The 16,932-nt window shown below is 61.8% G+C and carries 11 protein-coding genes; 4 read left to right on the plus strand and 7 right to left on the minus strand.

All coding sequences use genetic code 11. From position 1 onward, the window contains the following. Nucleotide 1 precedes the first annotated feature (1 nt). The 6 genes from topA to gltX are packed head-to-tail and all read right to left on the minus strand — an operon-like array spanning nucleotide 2 to nucleotide 8,381. Nucleotides 2-2,734: a type I DNA topoisomerase gene (gene topA, locus AD928_RS11210; RefSeq protein ID WP_062250588.1), complete on the minus strand. Its 2,733-nt coding sequence runs from the start codon at nucleotides 2,732-2,734 to the stop codon at nucleotides 2-4. Between the two features lie 33 nt (nucleotides 2,735-2,767). After that, complete coding sequence (dprA, locus tag AD928_RS11215) at nucleotides 2,768-4,114, minus strand: DNA-processing protein DprA (RefSeq protein ID WP_062250590.1); 1,347 nt, start codon at nucleotides 4,112-4,114, stop codon at nucleotides 2,768-2,770. Beyond that, nucleotides 4,111-4,752 carry a glycerol-3-phosphate 1-O-acyltransferase PlsY gene (gene plsY, locus AD928_RS11220; protein WP_043553204.1) on the minus strand — a complete coding sequence of 214 codons (642 nt, stop codon included), beginning with the start codon at nucleotides 4,750-4,752 and terminating at the stop codon, nucleotides 4,111-4,113. Before plsY ends, dprA begins: the two co-directional genes overlap by 4 nt. Next, nucleotides 4,752-6,044 carry a dihydroorotase gene (locus AD928_RS11225; RefSeq protein ID WP_062250593.1) on the minus strand — a complete coding sequence of 431 codons (1,293 nt, stop codon included), beginning with the start codon at nucleotides 6,042-6,044 and terminating at the stop codon, nucleotides 4,752-4,754. Before AD928_RS11225 ends, plsY begins: the two co-directional genes overlap by 1 nt. After that, entirely contained in the window at nucleotides 6,041-6,982 is a 942-nt protein-coding gene (locus AD928_RS11230; protein ID WP_062250595.1) for an aspartate carbamoyltransferase catalytic subunit, read from the minus strand. The genes AD928_RS11225 and AD928_RS11230 overlap by 4 nt, the downstream gene beginning before the upstream one ends. Then, nucleotides 6,975-8,381 carry a glutamate--tRNA ligase gene (gltX, locus tag AD928_RS11235; protein WP_062250596.1) on the minus strand — a complete coding sequence of 469 codons (1,407 nt, stop codon included), beginning with the start codon at nucleotides 8,379-8,381 and terminating at the stop codon, nucleotides 6,975-6,977. The genes AD928_RS11230 and gltX overlap by 8 nt, the downstream gene beginning before the upstream one ends. A 38-nt stretch (nucleotides 8,382-8,419) precedes the next feature. Here gltX and AD928_RS11240 point away from each other — a divergent pair, with 38 nt between their 5' ends. Then, entirely contained in the window at nucleotides 8,420-10,720 is a 2,301-nt protein-coding gene (locus AD928_RS11240) for a ComEC/Rec2 family competence protein (RefSeq protein ID WP_062250598.1), read from the plus strand. A gap of 10 nt (nucleotides 10,721-10,730) precedes the next feature. Here AD928_RS11240 and AD928_RS11245 read toward each other — a convergent pair whose 3' ends face one another. Beyond that, nucleotides 10,731-11,066, minus strand: coding sequence for a carboxymuconolactone decarboxylase family protein (locus AD928_RS11245; protein WP_043552089.1), 336 nt, complete (start codon nucleotides 11,064-11,066; stop codon nucleotides 10,731-10,733). A 129-nt stretch (nucleotides 11,067-11,195) separates the two neighbouring features. Between AD928_RS11245 and zapE the strand changes: the two genes are divergently transcribed. The 3 genes from zapE to odhB all read left to right on the plus strand — a co-directional run bounded on the left by zapE (nucleotide 11,196) and on the right by odhB (nucleotide 16,867). Beyond that, nucleotides 11,196-12,392, plus strand: coding sequence for a cell division protein ZapE (gene zapE, locus AD928_RS11250; RefSeq protein WP_062250601.1), 1,197 nt, complete (start codon nucleotides 11,196-11,198; stop codon nucleotides 12,390-12,392). A 218-nt stretch (nucleotides 12,393-12,610) separates the two neighbouring features. Further along, the gene (locus AD928_RS11255; protein WP_062250603.1) at nucleotides 12,611-15,505 is read left to right on the plus strand and encodes a 2-oxoglutarate dehydrogenase E1 component; all 2,895 of its coding nucleotides are present in this window, start codon (nucleotides 12,611-12,613) and stop codon (nucleotides 15,503-15,505) included. A gap of 114 nt (nucleotides 15,506-15,619) precedes the next feature. Beyond that, on the plus strand, nucleotides 15,620-16,867 hold the full coding sequence (gene odhB, locus AD928_RS11260; protein WP_062250605.1) for a 2-oxoglutarate dehydrogenase complex dihydrolipoyllysine-residue succinyltransferase: 1,248 nt from the start codon (nucleotides 15,620-15,622) through the stop codon (nucleotides 16,865-16,867). Nucleotides 16,868-16,932: the final 65 nt, after the last annotated feature.

Consider the following 16,932-nt stretch of genomic DNA (forward strand, 5'->3'; position numbering starts at 1 on the left):
GTCAGTCCGCCTTTTTCTTCCGTGTGGCGGGCTTTTTGGCCGGAGCCTCAGCGCCATCTTCTGCCGTGGTTTTCTTGGCCGCCGTTTTACGGGTGGTCGTTTTTTTCGCAGCCGTTGTGGTCTTGCTGGCAGCCTTTTTGGTGGCTGTTTTTGGCTCAGCCTTGGTTGCGGTCTTTTTGGCGGCAGTCTTGGTCGTGGTTTTCTTTTTGGCCCCGGCTTTGGCTTTCAGGGGTTTGCCCTTTTCAGCCAATAGCGCCACAGCCTCATCCAGCGTGACCTCGTTCATATCCGTGCCACGTGGCAGGGTGGCGACCATATTGCCATGCTGCGCATAGGGACCAAAGCGGCCCTTGCGGATCATAACCGGTTCACCATCCTTGGGGTGCACGCCCATGTTGCGGATGGAGGCCAGCTTTTTGGCCAGCGCATCCACCGCGCGGTTCAGCCCGATGGTCAGAACGTCGTCGTCTTTATCGAGAGAGCCGTAGATCGCGCCCATTTTCACGTAGGGGCCAAAGCGACCCAGACCCGCTTCAATCGGTTCACCGCTTTCCGGGTGCAGGCCGACAAGGCGCGGGAGGGAGAGCAGACCTACAGCCTGATCCAGCGTGATAGCTTCTCCATCCATGCCTTTGGGAAGCGAGGCGCGTTTGGGTTTGGCTTTCTTATCCGCCGGGTCCGGTTCGCCCTGCTGCACATACAGACCATATGGGCCCTGACGCACGGTGATGTCCTCACCCGTATCCGGATGCTGACCCAGCACGCGCATGCCGTCTTTCAGAGCAGCGCCATCGCCATCTTCCGCGCTGTCGGAGGACAGGCGGCGGGTGAAGGAGCATTCCGGATAATTGGAGCAGCCGATAAACGCCCCGTAACGGCCCAGCTTGAGGCCGAGACGCCCCGTGCCACAGGCGGTGCAATGGCGCGGGTCAGACCCGTCCTCACGCGGCGGGAAGAAGAACGGCCCAAGATCCTTATCGAGTGCATTCAGCACGTCGGTAATGGTCAGATCCTTGGTGTCCGACACCGCTTTGGAGAACGCATCCCAGAAGTTGGCCAGAACGTGTTTCCACTCGGCCCGGCCGTCGGAAATATCGTCCAGCAGTTCTTCAAGGCTGGCGGTGAAGGTGGTGTCCACATACCGCTCAAAGAACGAGACGAGAAACGCCGTGACCAGACGCCCGCGCGCTTCGGGGATGAAGCGACGGTTTTCCAGCGTGACGTAGTTGCGGTCTCGCAGCACAGTCAGGATGGAGGCGTAAGTGGAAGGGCGGCCAATGCCGATTTCTTCCATCTTTTTGACCAGAGACGCTTCCGAGAAGCGCGGCGGCGGCTGCGTGAAGTGCTGGTCCGCCGCAACGCTTTCGCGCTTCAGCGGGTCCTTTTCCTTCATGGGCGGCAGCATGCGGGAGTCATCATCCGCAGGCTTGTCGCTATCATCCCGACCTTCGGTGTAGAGGCGCAGGAAGCCGTCAAAGGTAATGATGGAGCCGTTGGCGCGCAGCACCGTCTTGCCGGACGGACCAGCAATATCGACGGCAACCTGATCAAGCGCTGCGGATTCCATCTGGCTGGCGACAGCACGCTTCCAGATCAGCTCATACAGGCGGCGCTGTTCCGGGGTGAGGTGCGAGGCCACGGAAGAAGGCGTGCGGAACACATCCGTCGGGCGGATGGCTTCATGCGCTTCCTGTGCGTTCTTGGCTTTGGAGCTGTAGAAACGCGGCTGGGCGGGGACATACTCCTCGCCAATATGTTTACCGATATGGCCGCGGATGGCGAACATGGCCTCTTTGGCCATCTGCACGCCGTCCGTTCGCATATAGGTGATCAGACCGACGGTCTCGCCGCCCAGATCAATGCCTTCATAAAGCTGCTGCGCCGTCCGCATGGTGACCTGCGCGCCCATGCCCAGCTTGCGGGAGGCTTCCTGCTGCAAGGTAGACGTGGTGAAGGGCGGCTGCGGGTTACGGCGAACCTTGCGGCGTTCGACCGACTGAACGGACAGGTTTTCCGCTTCCACTGCCTTTTTGGCAGCGGCAGCCTGTTCCTCGTTGCTCAGATCAAACTGGTCGAGCTTTTTGCCATCCAGATGCGTAAGGCGAGCGGTAAACGGCGCGCCAGCCGGTGTGGCGAGCGCTGCCTGCACCGTCCAGTATTCGCGCGGTTTGAAGACCTCAATCTCGGCTTCCCGCTCACAGATCAGCCGCAGGGCGACGGACTGCACACGGCCCGCACTGCGGGAGCCGGGCAGCTTGCGCCACAGAACCGGGGAGAGCGTGAACCCTACCAGATAATCCAGCGCACGGCGGGCCAGATACGCCTCAATCAGCGGCATATCGAGGTCACGCGGGTGGGCCATGGCGGTTTTGATGGCGCTTTTGGTGATCTCGTTGAAGGTGACGCGCTGGACGTCTACCCCCTTCAGCGCTTTCTTTTCTTCCAGCATGGCGCGGACGTGCCAGGAAATTGCTTCCCCTTCACGATCCGGGTCAGTGGCGAGATAGAGCGTTTTGGCGCCTTTCAGAGCCTTGATGATGGCGGCAACCTGCTTGTTGCCCCGCTCATCGGCCTGCCAGGACATGGCAAAATCTTCGTCCGGGCGCACGGAGCCATCCTTGGGCGGGAGGTCCCGCACATGCCCAAAGGAGGCCAGCACCGTATAGTTATCGCCCAGATATTTGTTGATCGTTTTCGCCTTTGCGGGCGATTCGACCACCACAACGTCAGTCATACTCTCTCCGACCTGCCGGAAGCAGCACCTAGATCAGCCGTTTTTGCCATGACTGGCGGCACGAACAACACGCCCACCGGGGAGTGAGTCCAGACAGCCAGAAAGCTCAAGTTCCGTGAGCACGGTCAAGACGGCGGAAGCTGAGAACTGGCAGCGCCTAACCAGATCGTCAACCGCTATGGGCGTAAAGGAGAGCAGATCAAGCACTTTTTCCCGCACGGTCTCACACGTTTCTGCGAGGGGTGGGGGTGGTTGTGTTGTGACAGAAGGGGAACTGGGGACGGACGAGGCGGAGGGACTGGAAACACGCTGCAACGGCGGCAGAGCGCCAGTTTGCGGGTCTCCCGTGGTCCTGCCGGAAGCGGGTTGTGAGGCTCTGGCGGTGTTCGCTTTTTCTTCTGTTTCAGGCGCATCTGAAATGCTGAGTGAAAAAGAGTGTTGCGGAGTCTGCGGGCGGTCCGGAACGGTCTGCAAACGCGGGGCTTGCGGGAAAAGTGATGGGGATGAGGTGGTGCGCGAGGGTGCTGGGAACACCACCGGTGGCAGGTGCGGCAGGATGTCGGCGACGGTCTCTGTCAGCACCGCGCCGTTGCGCAGCAGGTCATTACTGCCCCGGCAGCGGGGGTCCAGCGGGGAGCCGGGGACGGCGAAGAGTTCCCGCCCATACTCGCCGACCAGCCGGGCGGTAATGAGCGAGCCGGATTTAGGGGCGGCTTCCACCACCACGCAGCCAAGCGTCATCCCGGCAATCAGCCGGTTGCGGCGCGGAAAATGGCGATTGAGCGGCGCCGTCCCGAGCGGCGCTTCCGTCACCACGGCCCCTTTTTCCGCGATTTCCGCTTGTAGGTGAGCATTCTGGAGGGGGTAGGGTTTGTCCAGCCCACCGGCAATGGCGGCCACCGTCAGGCCTTGCCGGTGCAGTGCGCCTTTATGGGCTGCGGTATCAATCCCGCGCGCCAGACCGGAGACGACCGACACACCGGCTTCCACCAGTTCCGTCGCCAGACTTTCCGCCAGCCGCAGGCCGGAGGACGATGCATTACGTGCGCCAATCAGGCCGATGCCGGGTTTGCTGAGAGCGGCGACGTCCCCCAGCACGCTCAGAACAGGTGGGGCGTCGGGGATTTCTTTCAGGAGGAAAGGGTAATCGGCATCCAGTAGCGTGAGGATGCGGCCCCCCATGTGAAGGGTAGCTTCAATTTCCCGCAGAATACTGTCTTGTGAGGGGATAACCAGCGGCACCCGTCCGCGCTGGGGGAGGCGGGGTAAGGCCTCAAGCGCTGCCTCGGCTGTGTGATACTGGCTGAGCAGCCGCCGCCATGTGCGTGGCCCCACAGACTCGGTGCGGGCCAGACGCAGGCAGGCGACAAGCGTGTTCATTTTTGTTTGGGAGGAACCCGGGGTTCGGTGCCGTTGAGGATACGGCCAATATTCGCGCTATGTCGCATGAGCACCAGCAGGCTGATCAGCAGCACGGCCATAGGCTTGCCGGACGCCTGAAAACTGAACCCGTAAAGAGCCAGCGTAACAAACGGCATGATGATGAAGGCCGCCAGCGCCCCGGCGGAGGAAATGCGGGTCAGCTTGGCGACACCCAGCCATGCCGCGCAGCCGATCAGCCCCGTAATGGGGGAAAGCGCCAGCAGCGCACCAAGCCCGGTGGCAACACCCTTACCGCCTTTAAAGCCGAGGAAGATCGGGTAGCAATGCCCGACCACGACAGCCAGCGCAGTGACGGCGAGAATCCGGTCTGAAAAGTCCGGCGGCGTCATGATCCACGCAATCATGACAGCCAGCGCGCCTTTGGCTGCATCCAGCCCCAGTGTGGCGGCGGCCAGATCTTTCCGGCCTGTGCGCAGCACATTGGTAGCCCCGATATTGCCGGAGCCAATTTTGCGCAGGTCGCCCACGCCAGCCACATTGGTCAGGATCAGGCCGAACGGCACACTGCCCAGCACGTATCCCATGAATGCCATGGCCGCGAGCAGCCACAGCGCATAGGAGGGGAGGTCGGACATCATGCTGCGGAGGCTCCGTAAACGCGGCGTCCGCCCTTCCAGGTGCCCAGCACACGGCCTTCCAGCGGTCGGCCATCAAAGGGGGTGTTCTGCGCACGGCCCGGCAGTTTGCCAGCCTGCACCAGCCAGCTCTGGTCCGGCGCAAACAGGCAGAGGTCTGCCGCAGCCCCCGTTGCCAGCGTGCCGCAGGCAGCACCCAGCAGCGCGGAGGGTTTATGCGTCAGCAGGGCAAGGGCCTGTGGCAGCGTAAGCGTGCCGTCATGCACCCGTGCCAGTGTGACACCCAGTAGCGTGACCATGCCAGTGCCGCCTGTGGCCGCCTGCGCAAACGGCAGGCGTTTATCATCGGCGTCACGCGGCAGGTGGTCGGACGCGATGGCGTCAATCGTGCCATCGGCCAGTGCCGCACAGATTGCCAGACGGTCTTCTTCAGAGCGCAGCGGCGGTGAGAACTTGGCGTAGGTGCGGAAGTCGCCAATCGCGTTTTCGTTCAGGTCGAAATAATGCGGTGCGGTGTCACACGTCACACGCAGCCCCCGCGCCTTCGCCTGACGGATCAGTTCGACACCTTCCCCCGTGGAGACATGCCCAAAATGCAGGCGACCCCCGGTGAGTTCGGCCAGACGAATATCCCGCGCAATCATGATGGCTTCCGCCACCGGCGGAATGCCTGGCAGGCCCATGCGGGTTGCCAGTTCGCCTGCCGTGGCGCAGCCGGAGCCAGCCAGAGAGGGGTCTTCCGGGTGCTGCACAACCAGAGCGCCGAAGCCGCCCGCGTAGGACAGCGCCAGACGCATCAGGCGGGCAGGGTCAATAGCGCGGGCCCCATCGGTAAAGGCGACAGCACCGGCTTCATGCAGCAGGCCGATTTCTGCCAGTTCCTGCCCTTTGCAGCCTTTGGTCAGCGCGCCATAGGGGAGGATGGTAATGGCCCCGGTTTCTTCTCCGCGGCCACGCAGCAGGCGGACCAGAGCGGGGTTATCAATGGCGGGTTCACAGGTGGGCAGCACGGCAATGGTGGTGATGCCACCGGCAGAGGCCGCGCGGGCCGCGGAGGCAATGGTCTCACGATATTCGTGGCCCGGTTCACCAATTTCCACGCGCATATCGACAAGTCCGGGGCACAGAACAGCGCCCTGACCGTCAATCACCTCAGCATTCTCCGGCGCGCCTTCGGCTCCGGCTTTGTCCGTGCCGGCAATCTCGCCATTGCGCACCAGCAGGCGGCCCGGCTGGTCCAGCCCGGAGGCGGGGTCTATCAGGCGGACATTGTCAAAAAGAAGAGTGCTCATGCGGAATGCCTGCTGCGGGTCAGCCGATCAAGCACGGCCATACGCACAGCCACGCCCATTTCGACCTGTTCCTGAATCACGCTCTGGTCAGAATCGGCCACCAGACTGTCAATTTCCACGCCCCGGTTCATCGGGCCGGGGTGCATGACCAGTGCGTCCTTGTTCGCCAGAGCCAGACGCCGCTGGTCCAGCCCGTAAAAGCGGAAATATTCCCGCGCGCTGGGGATCATCCCGGAGGACATGCGCTCACGCTGCAGGCGCAGCATCATCACCACATCCACGCCACGCAGGCCTTCTTCCATCGTATGGAAGACCTCCACGCCAAGGCTCTTGAAGCCACCCGGCACGAGCGTTGGCGGGCCAACCACGCGGACCTTGCAGCCCATGGTGGTGAGCAGATGGATATCAGACCGCGCCACGCGGGAATGGGCGACATCCCCGCAAATAGCGACCGTCAGCCCCCCGAACCCTCCGCAATGGCGGCGGATGGTCAGGGCATCCAGCAGGGCCTGCGTGGGGTGTTCATGCGTGCCATCGCCCGCATTGACCACACAGGCTTCCACCTTCTGCGCCAGCAGGGCAGGCGCACCGGACTGGGAGTGCCGCACCACTAGCAGGTCTGCCTGCATGGCGTTGAGTGTGGCCGCCGTATCCAGCAGGGTTTCCCCCTTGTTTACGGAGGACTGCGCCACGGACATGTTGATCACATCCGCGCCCAGACGCTTGCCAGCCAGCTCAAAGGACGTGCGGGTCCGGGTGCTGTCCTCAAAAAAGAGGTTAATCAGCGTCCGGCCCCGCAGCACGTCTCTTGGCACCTTGCGGGAGCGGTTGAGCAGAGCATAGCTTTCGGCCAGATCAAGCAGCGGCTCAATCTGGTCTGGCGTCATGCCTTGCAGACCGAGCAGATGCCGGGAGTGACGGCCGGGGAAGCTAGCCATGCAGAACAGCTCCGATGCGTGCGAGCGTTTCGTCCTTACCCAGAGCCGCCAGCGTGGCATCAATCCCCGGGGAGGTGTTGGAGCCTGTCACCGCAGCGCGCACTGGCTGGGCAACCTGACCGAGCTTGTGCTCGCCAGCTTCCGCAAAGCGGCGCAGGGCGGCATCAATGTTTTCCGGCGTGAAGTCTTCCACCGCAGCCAGTTCACGCGCCAGACCATCCAGAATGGTGCGGGCTTCCGGCGTGAGGATTTTTTCTGCCTTGGCATTGAAGCTCAGCGGCACGTGGCGGCCGAGGAAGGCGGCGCTGTCAGCCAGTTCCACCAGCGTGCGGGCGCGCTCTTTCAGGCCGGGCATCAGGGCCAGAACGCGGGCGCGGACGGTGTCATCCGTGCTCACACCCTCAACGGCTTTCAGGCGATCCATCACGTCATTGGTCAGGCGCTCATCATCAGCCTGACGCATCCAGACGGCGTTGATGTGCAGCAGTTTGGCGTAATCCATGCGGGAGGGGGAGCGGCCCACGCCGTCCAGATCGAACAGCTTGATCTGTTCTTCACGAGACAGGATTTCCGCATCGCCGTGGCCCCAGCCCAGACGCAGCAGATAGTTGCACAGGGCTTCCGGCAGGTAGCCTTCATCACGGAATTCCACAACGGACTGTGCGCCGTGACGTTTGGACAGTTTGGCACCATCCGGCCCGTGGATGAGCGGCAGATGTGCAAAGCGCGGCAGATCCCAGCCCATGGCGCGGTAAATCATGGCCTGACGGAAGGTGTTGGTCAGATGGTCATCACCGCGAATAACGTGGGTGATGTCCATGTCATGGTCATCCACCACCACGGCGTGCTGGTAGGTGGGGGTGCCATCGGAGCGCAGGATAATCATGTCATCCAGCTCGGCATTGGCTACGCGGACTTCGCCCTGAACCAGATCTTCAATAACAGTTTCGCCCTCACGCGGGGCTTTGATGCGCACGGCATAGGGTGCGCCGGCAGGGGCTTCGGACGGGTCACGGTCGCGCCACATCCCGTTGTAACGGGGCGGCTTGCCGTTTGCCATTGCGTCCTCACGCATCTGCTTGAGTTCTTCAGGCGTGCAATAGCACTTGTAGGCCAGACCTTTTTCCAGCAGTTCCAGCGCCACTTCCGTGTGGCGGTCCTGCCGGGTGGACTGAAAGACAGGTTTTTCATCTGCCGTAATGCCCATCCAGGCCAGCCCGTCGAAAATAACATCGACAGCCTGTTGGGTGGACCGTTCACGGTCGGTATCCTCAATACGCAGGAGGAATTCGCCGCCGTGATGACGGGCAAACAGAAAGTTGAACAGGGCCGCGCGGGCGTTGCCGATATGCAGCAGGCCGGTCGGACTCGGGGCAAAGCGTGTGCGGATCGTCGTCATGGGGCGCATCCTTATCACGCACACACGCGGGGAGCCATATGCCGTTGCTGACGGCTGCCCTTCTTGCTGAGCAACGGCGGCTGGTGCTGTGGGGGCCTGTGGGCATGGCGCTGGGGGCGCTGGCCTATTTTCTGCTGCCGCAGGAGCCGGGGGCGCTCTGGGGTGTGGGTCTGCCTGTGGCAGGGCTGGTACTGGGCCTTTGCATTCTGGTTGCAGGGTGGCTGTCCCTCTGGGCGCGTCTGGCAGGCGGGGCCTGTGTGGCGGTGGCGCTGGGATTTGTATCGGCGTGGAGTGCGGCGCATCGCCAGCCGCCCCTGCCGGAGCTGCCGCGTCGGGCGGTTGTGGTGTCGGGCACGGTGCAGTCCGTTATGGTCCTGCCGCCGCGTGGCGCGGAAGATTCCGCCGGAGCGCGTCGGGCTGTGCTGGCCGGGGCCAGATTCGCAACGCCGCTTGACCACGACATGCGGCCTTTGCAGCGCACGCTAAGCCTCACGTTGCGCCCGGATGACCCCGCGACTCTGGCTCCCGGTGCGGCAGTGCAGGTGCGGGCCTTGCTGCGCCCTCCGCCGTTTCCGGCTTTTCCCGGCGGCCGGGACTTTCAGCGCGAGGCGTGGTTTGCGGGCAGCGCCGGGTCTGGCCGGGCGCTGGGGAGGATGCAGCCGGTGGCGTGCTCAAATGAACAGTCGTTTCATGGCGGTCTGGTGGGGCAGAGTGGGCGGCCCGATTCTGAGGCGCGCGCTGATGACGGGCGTGCGGGCTTTGAGGCTGACGGGCAGGGCGACCTGGCGGCCTGTGTGGCGTCTCAACAAGGCTTTTCCATAAGGCTGGAGCCACTGCGGGAGCGGATTGACGCCCGGATCAGGCAGGTTCTGCCGGGGCCTGCGGGAACTGTCGCCTCTACGGTGCTGACGGGTGAGGGGGCCTCTGTGCCGCGAGACGTGCGTGAAGATTTTGCCGCCTCTGGTCTGGCGCATCTGCTGGCGGTGGCCGGGTTACATCTGGGCATTGTGCTGGGCGTGTTGATGGCTGTGTTTCGCATCGGCTTTTCCGCATGGATGTGGGCGGCGTTGCGCTGGCCGTGCAAGGAACTGTCTGCCCTGCTGGCGTTGCTGGGTGGTGCGGCCTATGTGGCGCTGACCGGCCTGCATTTGCCCGCGACCCGTAGCCTGATGATGGCGGGGGTTGTTGTGCTGGGGCTGGTGGCAGGGCGACGTGCGGTTTCCATGCGTGGGCTGGCGCTGGCGGCGACCATTTTGCTTCTGGTCATGCCGCAGGAGCTTCTTGGTGCTGCCTTCCAGATGTCCTTTGCCGCCGTCATGGCGCTGATTGCGGGCTATGAAGTCGCACGCCCGCATCTTGCCCGGTTCCGGGAAGAAGGACGCGGTTTCCGGCGCTGGCTGGCGTTGCATCTGGTCACCCTGACGTTGACCAGCTTGCTGGCGGGGCTTGCGACGCTGCCTGTCGTGATGGCGCATTTTGGAGAAGTGCAGCCGTTTTTTATTCTGGCTAATCTGATTGCGGTGCCGCTCATGGCTGTATGGATCATGCCGCTGGGCCTGCTGGCTCTGGTGCTGATGCCGCTGCATCTGGATGCCGTGCCATTGCATCTGATGGGCTGGGGCATTCAGGTTGTGCTGCATCTGGCTTACAGCATTGCGCACTGGCCCGCAGCCCGCATGCTTGTGCCGCATATGCCCGGATGGGGGCTGGCGGCTGTGTTGCTCGGGTTGTGCTGGCTGTGTCTGTGGCGGCCGGTGTGGCGACTTGCTGGAGTGGTGCCGCTTCTGGCGGGGGTGCTCTCCCCGTTTTTTGTCACGCAGCCAGACCTGCTGATCAGCCCGGATGGGGGCCTGATGGCGGTGCGGGAGGGGCGTGCGCTGCTGGTGGGTGGACAATCACGCGATGCGTTTCTGGTGCGCGTTGCATGGCAACAGGCTTTGGCATTGCCGCTGCAACCGTTCCCTGCGGAGGGCGAAGAAACGCCGGATGGCGCGCTGGCATGCGGGCAGGATGGTGTGCCGGATGTGTGCCTGCTCAGCCTGAAAGGGCGTTCCGTGCTGCTCAGGGTGCGGGATCGCTCCGATGGGGCGGCTCTGCTACCCGACTCGCTCTGTGCGGGGATGGATCTGGTTATCAGCGCTGCGCCTTTGCGCCAGTCCTGCCCCGGTGTGCGCAAACTGGATCGGTTCACGGCATGGCGCGAGGGCGCGCAGGCAATCTTCCTGCGTCCGGATGCTGTGCAGGTGGTATCAGATCGTGAGGTTCGGGGTGCTCGTCTCTGGGTGATGAAGCCCGGAGGCCACGGCATGCCCACGTTGCCGCTGGCCCCGGAGGAATAAGAGGCTGCTTTTAAGCAGGCTGATTTTCAAACGCATCCAGCACGCGGCTGGAATAGACCACGGCAGCCCCCGCGTTCAGCGCCACGGCGACGCCAAGGGCTTCTGCAATTTCTTCCTTTGTCGCTCCGGCTTTTTTGGCAGCGACGGTGTGGACGGAAATGCAGCCATCGCAGCGCGTGGTGACGGCGACGGCCAGGGCAATGAGTTCCCGTGTTTTGGCGTCCAGATGTTTGTGCTCAGCGGGCACGGTTTCCAGCGTTTGCAAACCCTTCATCGTGTTGGGGGAAAGCTGCGCGAAAACCTTTGTGTTGGCACCCAGATGGGTGCGGTAGGCGTTCCAGTCCATAAGTCCTGCTCCTGCTTGGAAAAAGGGTCTCCAAGAGTGCCGCGGGCGGCCCGGAGTCTGTCACGACACAGTTACGAGAGGCTCTGACCCTTGCGGAAGGGCATATGTCCCCGCTATCCGCCTATAGTTATGACGTATATCAACAAGGACGAGGCCTCGTCTTTTAGCGGGCGCGGGCCTCTTGCTGTCTACCGGGAGCGTATTGCGTCCGGAGACCTGAAGAATGATCCGGATCAGGCCCGTGTGGTGGACCGGCTGGACCAGCTCTGGCACGAGCTGGCCACCATGCCGCCGCTGGCCCCTCCCGCTAAGGGCGGGCTGCTGGCGGGCCTTGCGCGCAGGCTGAAGCCACAGGCTCCGCCACCACGCCCGCGCGGGCTATATATTGTGGGGCGGGTTGGCCGTGGCAAAACCATGGTGATGGACCTGTTCTTCAGCTGTGCGCCGGTGCAGAAAAAGGAGCGCATCCATTTCCTGCGCTTCATGCAGGATGTGCATCAGAAACTGCATGACCTGAAAGCCGCCAACCCCGGCATGACGGACCCCATCCCACCGCTGGCCGCTGCCATTGCCGCCCGCGCCCGGTTACTGTGCTTTGATGAATTTCAGGTCAATGACATTGCCGACGCCATGATTCTGGGGCGGCTGTTCGAGGCCCTGTTTGCGCAGGGGGTGGTGATTGTCGCCACATCCAACACCGAGCCGGGTGAGCTGTTCCAGAACCGCCCCGGTGCGGATGCCTTCAAACCGTTTATCGCCATCATCCGGCGGGAGCTGGATACGGTGGAACTGGACTCCCAGCGGGATTACCGTCGTGGGCGGCAGCAGGACCGGGAGACATGGCTGGTTCCCGCAGATGCACAGGCGCGTGCCCGGCTGGACGCTATTTTCACCCGCTATGCGGAGGGCGAGAAGGCCACGCCTGTCACGCTGGAATTCAGTGGGCGCACGTTTGAGGTGGATCAGGCGGCGGGTTCCGTGGCCCGGTTCGATTTCAACTCTTTGTGTGGCACGCCGCGCGGGCCGAACGATTATCTGGCGCTGGCCAGACGCTTCCCCGTGCTGATTATCGACGGAATTCCCAGCATGGGGCAGGACGAGGCCAATCTCGCCCGGCGGTTTATTACCCTCGTAGATGCGCTATACGATAACGGAAACCTGCTTTTTGCCTCGGCAGAAGCGGCACCTGACCAGCTTTTTACCACGGGTGAGGGATCTGACGCGTTTGCCCGTACCGCATCACGCCTCGCAGAGATGGGAAGTGAAAGCTGGCTGGCGCGTGGGGCAGCGGCTGCACAGGCCGCGCATCGCCTCTCCACACCGTGACAGCTGGCTCTCTTGTCCCCGCTTCTGGCGCGGTCTAGCAAAATCATCAGAGCGGCTGAGGGCAGTAAGGTCTTCAGCCTCACGGAATTCAGACTATGCGGGCAGGGCACCCTGCAACGCCGCAGGGTGAGAGAAAAAATGAACCGGCTTACGTTCGGGACTAACACAACCGCTGGCTGCCAGAACGGGCTTGCCCGGCAGCAGGGAGGACTCTGATCATGGCAGCTTCAGACGTGCTGACAACCGCGCTTAACGGAGCGAATATCGCGTATCTGGCGGACCTGTATGCCCGCTGGGCGCAGGACCCCAAAAGCGTTGATCCTTCATTCGATACGCTTTTCGGCTCTCTGGATGATGATGAAGCCGCTGTGCTGAAAGACGCCGTGGGAGCCTCCTGGGCCCCGCGCCCGTCCATCATCACGGGTGAAGAGCCGGCAGCACCGGCCAAAGGTGTGGCAGGCAGCCCCGCAGGTGGGCTGGCCGCAACGGACAGTCTGGCCATTGCCCGGCTGATCCGCGCCTTTCGCGTTTACGGGCATCAGGAAGCCCGGCTGGACCCGCTGGGCCTGCATGAACCGCATGCAACCGCGGAACTGGACCCGGCCACGTATGGCTTTGCGCAGAAAGATCTGGGCCGCGAGGTCTTTATCGGCTCTCTGATGGCACCGCTGCTGAAAGGCCGCACCACGGCCAAAGTGAGCGAAGTGGTAGACGCGCTGCGTGCAGTCTATTGCGACACCATCGGCGCGGAATACATGTATGCCCGCAACGCCGAGCAGCGTGACTGGCTCCGCACCCGGCTGGAAGGCGACCAGTGGCGTACACAGGTGACGGTGGATGAGCAGAAAGCCATCCTGAAAAACCTGACGGAAGCGGAAGGTTTTGAAAGCTTCTGCCAGAAACGCTACGTGGGCGCGAAACGCTTTGGTCTGGAAGGCGGGGAAATTTCCATCCCCTCCCTGCATGCCATTATTGATCAGGCCGCCGCACAGGGCGTGACCTCTGTCACCATCGGCATGGCGCATCGCGGGCGTCTGAACACGCTGGTGAACGTGGTTCGTAAACCGTATGTGGCCATCTTCAATGAATTTGCCGGTGGGTCTTTCAAACCGGATGACGTGGCAGGCTCGGGCGATGTGAAATATCACCTTGGCTCCTCCACGGATGTGGAAGTCAGCGGCAAGTCCGTGCATATCGCGCTGCAACCCAATCCGTCCCATCTGGAAGCGGTTGACCCGGTGGTGTGCGGTAAAGTGCGCGCCATTCAGGATGATGCGGGCGATACGGAAACCCGCACCGGCCATATGGGCGTGATTATCCATGGTGACGCCGCGTTTGCAGGGCAGGGGCTGGTGTATGAGACCCTCTCCATGTCCCAGCTTCCCGGTTACCGCACGGGTGGCACCATCCATATGGTGGTGAACAATCAGGTGGGCTTTACCACCGACCCGAAAAACGGCCATTCCGGCATTTACGGCACCGACGTTGCCAAATCCATTGAAGCCCCGGTGCTGCATGTGAATGGTGATGACGCTGAGGCGGTGATTTATGTCTCGCGTCTGGCAGAAGATTACCGGCAGGCTTTTGCCAGTGACATCGTTCTGGATATCGTCTGCTACCGTCGCCACGGGCACAATGAAACGGATGAACCCGCTTTCACGCAGCCAGTGATGTATAAAGCGATTGCGAACCATGAAACGCCGCACACGCTTTATTCAAAACGCCTTGTAGCAGCAGGCGTTGTGACGGACGACGAGGTGAAGGCCCAGTGGGATGCCTTCTTCCAGAAGCTGGATGAAGACTACAAGGCCGCGCAGTCCTACAAGGTGAACAAGGCGGACTGGCTGGAAGGCGGCTGGTCCGGGCTGACCGCCCCGACATCCGGCAAGGTGGACGCTGCTTATCCGGAAACAGGTGTGGCTGTTGAAACGCTCCAGAAAATCGGGGCTGCCATTACCAAAGTGCCGGGTGATTTTGACCTCAATTCCAAAATTGCCCGTCAGCTTAAAGCAAAAGCCGGGATGTTCTCCTCAGGTGAAGGGTTTGACTGGGCAACCGGTGAGGCTATGGGCTTTGGCTCTCTGCTGGTGGAACAGCATCGGGTGCGTCTCTCGGGTGAAGATTGCCAGCGCGGCACCTTCAGCCAGCGTCATGCGGTGCTGATTGACCAGACAAACCAGACGCCGTTTACACCGCTGAACCATATTGAAGACGATCAGGCCAAAATCGAGATCTGGAATTCCCACCTCTCGGAATACGGCGTGCTGGGCTTTGAGTATGGCTACTCTCTGCGGAACCCGAAAACGCTGGTGCTGTGGGAAGCGCAGTTTGGTGACTTTGCCAACTGTGCGCAGGTGATTATCGATCAGTTCATCGCCTCGGGGGAAACCAAGTGGCTGCGGATGTCCGGTCTGGTGATGCTGCTGCCGCACGGGTACGAAGGGCAGGGGCCGGAACATTCTTCCGCACGCCTTGAGCGGTATCTCCAGCTTTGCGCTGAAGACAATATGTTCGTGTGCAATATCACAACCCCGGCCAACTATTTCCATGCCCTGCGCCGCCAGTTGAAGCTGGATTATCGCAAGCCGCTGATCCTGATGGAGCCGAAATCTCTGCTGCGTCACAAGCTGGCGGTCTCTGCTCTGTCCGATTTCGGGCCGGGCACGCGCTTCCAGCCGGTTTTGGCGGATGTGAATGATGCGGAACTGGACGGCATGGCGGCTGATGCCAGCATCAAGCGCGTCGTCATCTGCTCTGGTAAGGTCTATTATGATCTGTTGGCTGCGCGCCGGGAGAACAAGCTGAAAGATGTGGCGATCCTGCGTCTGGAACAACTCTACCCGTTCCCGGAAGCAGCCCTCGCGGCCGAGCTGAAGCGTTATCCTGAAGCCGAAGTGATCTGGTGCCAGGAAGAAACGGAAAATGGCGGGGCCTGGCACTTTGTGGATCGTCGGATTGAGGGCGCCTTGCAGGCTGCACAGCATAAGGCGGGTCGTCCGCGTTATGTGGGCCGTGCCGCAGCGGCCAGCCCGGCCACAGGTCTGGCGCGCATCCATGCGGCAGAACAGGCGAACCTTGTGGAAAGGGCCTTGGGTTTGAAAAAAACGGACTGAAAGCAGACCATCTGAAAAGACCGCCTGCCGCAATAACGGCAGGCATGCCAGCCCGGCAGATTTGAAAAACAGAAGACTCTGCCGGGGAGTGTTTGAAGGAAATGGGGACATAGGATGTCAGTCGAAATCAAGGTGCCGACACTGGGTGAAAGCGTAACAACGGCTACGGTGGCCAAATGGCTGAAAAAAGCTGGGGACACTGTGGCGGCTGATGAGCCGATTGTTGAGCTGGAAACCGACAAGGTGAGTGTGGAAGTTCCGGCACCGCAGGCTGGTGTACTGGGCACGGAAGTGGCCAAGGTAGGGGATGAGGTGGAAGTTGGCGCGCTGCTGACGACGCTGGAACCCGGTGCCGCTGGCGCAGCGAAGCCCGCAGCCAAAGCTGCTCCGGCTGAAAAGAAGGCTGCTCCGGCTGCCTCCGCACCTGCCGCAGCACCTGCGCCTGCACCCAAAGCCGCCCCGGCCTCTGCCCCGGCAGTGGACGCTGCTGCGGCTCTGCCTGCTGCCCGCAAGATAATGGCGGAAAACGGCCTGAGCGCAGGACAGCTTGGCGCTGGCACCGGCAAGGATGGACGGATTACCAAAGGCGACGTTCTGGGCTTCCTCTCCCAGCCGCCGGTGGCTCAGGCTCCCGCAACTCCCAAACCGGCCCGTAATGATGACCCGCGTGAAGAACGCGTGAAGATGACGCGCCTGCGCCGCACCATTGCCCGCCGCCTGAAAGATGCGCAGAACACCGCAGCTATTCTGACGACCTTTAACGAGGTTGACCTTTCCGAAGCCATGGCGCTGCGGAAGGAATATCAGGACGCATTTGTGAAAAAGCATGGTGTGAAGCTGGGCTTTATGTCCATTTTCTCCCGCGCTGTGATTGCGGCTCTGAAAGAATTCCCGGCGATTAACGCTGAAATTGACGGCGATGACGTGATTTATCGCGACTTCGTCAATCTCGGTATTGCCGTGGGTGGCCCGAACGGGCTGGTGGTGCCGGTTATTAAAAATGCCGACAAGCTGGGCTATGCCGAAATTGAAAAAACCATTGCAGGCTTCGGTAAAGCTGCGCGTGAAGGCACGCTGAAGATTGATGATCTGGCGGGTGGCACGTTCTCCATCACCAATGGCGGGATCTATGGATCTCTGCTGTCCACGCCTATTCTGAATGCACCGCAGTCCGGTATTCTGGGCATGCACGCCATTCAGGAACGCCCGGTGGCAGTGAATGGTCAGGTGGTGATCCGCCCGATGATGTATACCGCGCTGTCTTATGATCATCGCATTGTGGACGGGAAGGAGGCGGTCAGCTTCCTCGTCCGCATCAAGCAGAATGTGGAAGACCCGCGTCGTCTTCTGATTGACGTCTGAGACTGCTCAGGGCTGGCCGAAACATAGTCGGCCAGCCTTTTTCTTTTTCTGACCCCTGAATGCGA

Source organism: Acetobacter cerevisiae, assembly GCF_001580535.1.
Classification (GTDB): Bacteria; Pseudomonadota; Alphaproteobacteria; order Acetobacterales; family Acetobacteraceae; genus Acetobacter; species Acetobacter cerevisiae.

What these genes read in the sequence shown, in the direction of transcription:
- topA (WP_062250588.1), bottom strand. Translation starts at nt 2,734, where the DNA reads ATGACTGACGTTGTGGTGGTCGAATCGCCCGCAAAGGCGAAAACGATC.
- dprA (WP_062250590.1), bottom strand. Translation starts at nt 4,114, where the DNA reads ATGAACACGCTTGTCGCCTGCCTGCGTCTGGCCCGCACCGAGTCTGTG.
- plsY (WP_043553204.1), bottom strand. Translation starts at nt 4,752, where the DNA reads ATGTCCGACCTCCCCTCCTATGCGCTGTGGCTGCTCGCGGCCATGGCA.
- AD928_RS11225 (WP_062250593.1), bottom strand. Translation starts at nt 6,044, where the DNA reads ATGAGCACTCTTCTTTTTGACAATGTCCGCCTGATAGACCCCGCCTCC.
- AD928_RS11230 (WP_062250595.1), bottom strand. Translation starts at nt 6,982, where the DNA reads ATGGCTAGCTTCCCCGGCCGTCACTCCCGGCATCTGCTCGGTCTGCAA.
- gltX (WP_062250596.1), bottom strand. Translation starts at nt 8,381, where the DNA reads ATGACGACGATCCGCACACGCTTTGCCCCGAGTCCGACCGGCCTGCTG.
- AD928_RS11240 (WP_062250598.1), top strand. Translation starts at nt 8,420, where the DNA reads ATGCCGTTGCTGACGGCTGCCCTTCTTGCTGAGCAACGGCGGCTGGTG.
- AD928_RS11245 (WP_043552089.1), bottom strand. Translation starts at nt 11,066, where the DNA reads ATGGACTGGAACGCCTACCGCACCCATCTGGGTGCCAACACAAAGGTT.
- zapE (WP_062250601.1), top strand. Translation starts at nt 11,196, where the DNA reads ATGACGTATATCAACAAGGACGAGGCCTCGTCTTTTAGCGGGCGCGGG.
- AD928_RS11255 (WP_062250603.1), top strand. Translation starts at nt 12,611, where the DNA reads ATGGCAGCTTCAGACGTGCTGACAACCGCGCTTAACGGAGCGAATATC.
- odhB (WP_062250605.1), top strand. Translation starts at nt 15,620, where the DNA reads ATGTCAGTCGAAATCAAGGTGCCGACACTGGGTGAAAGCGTAACAACG.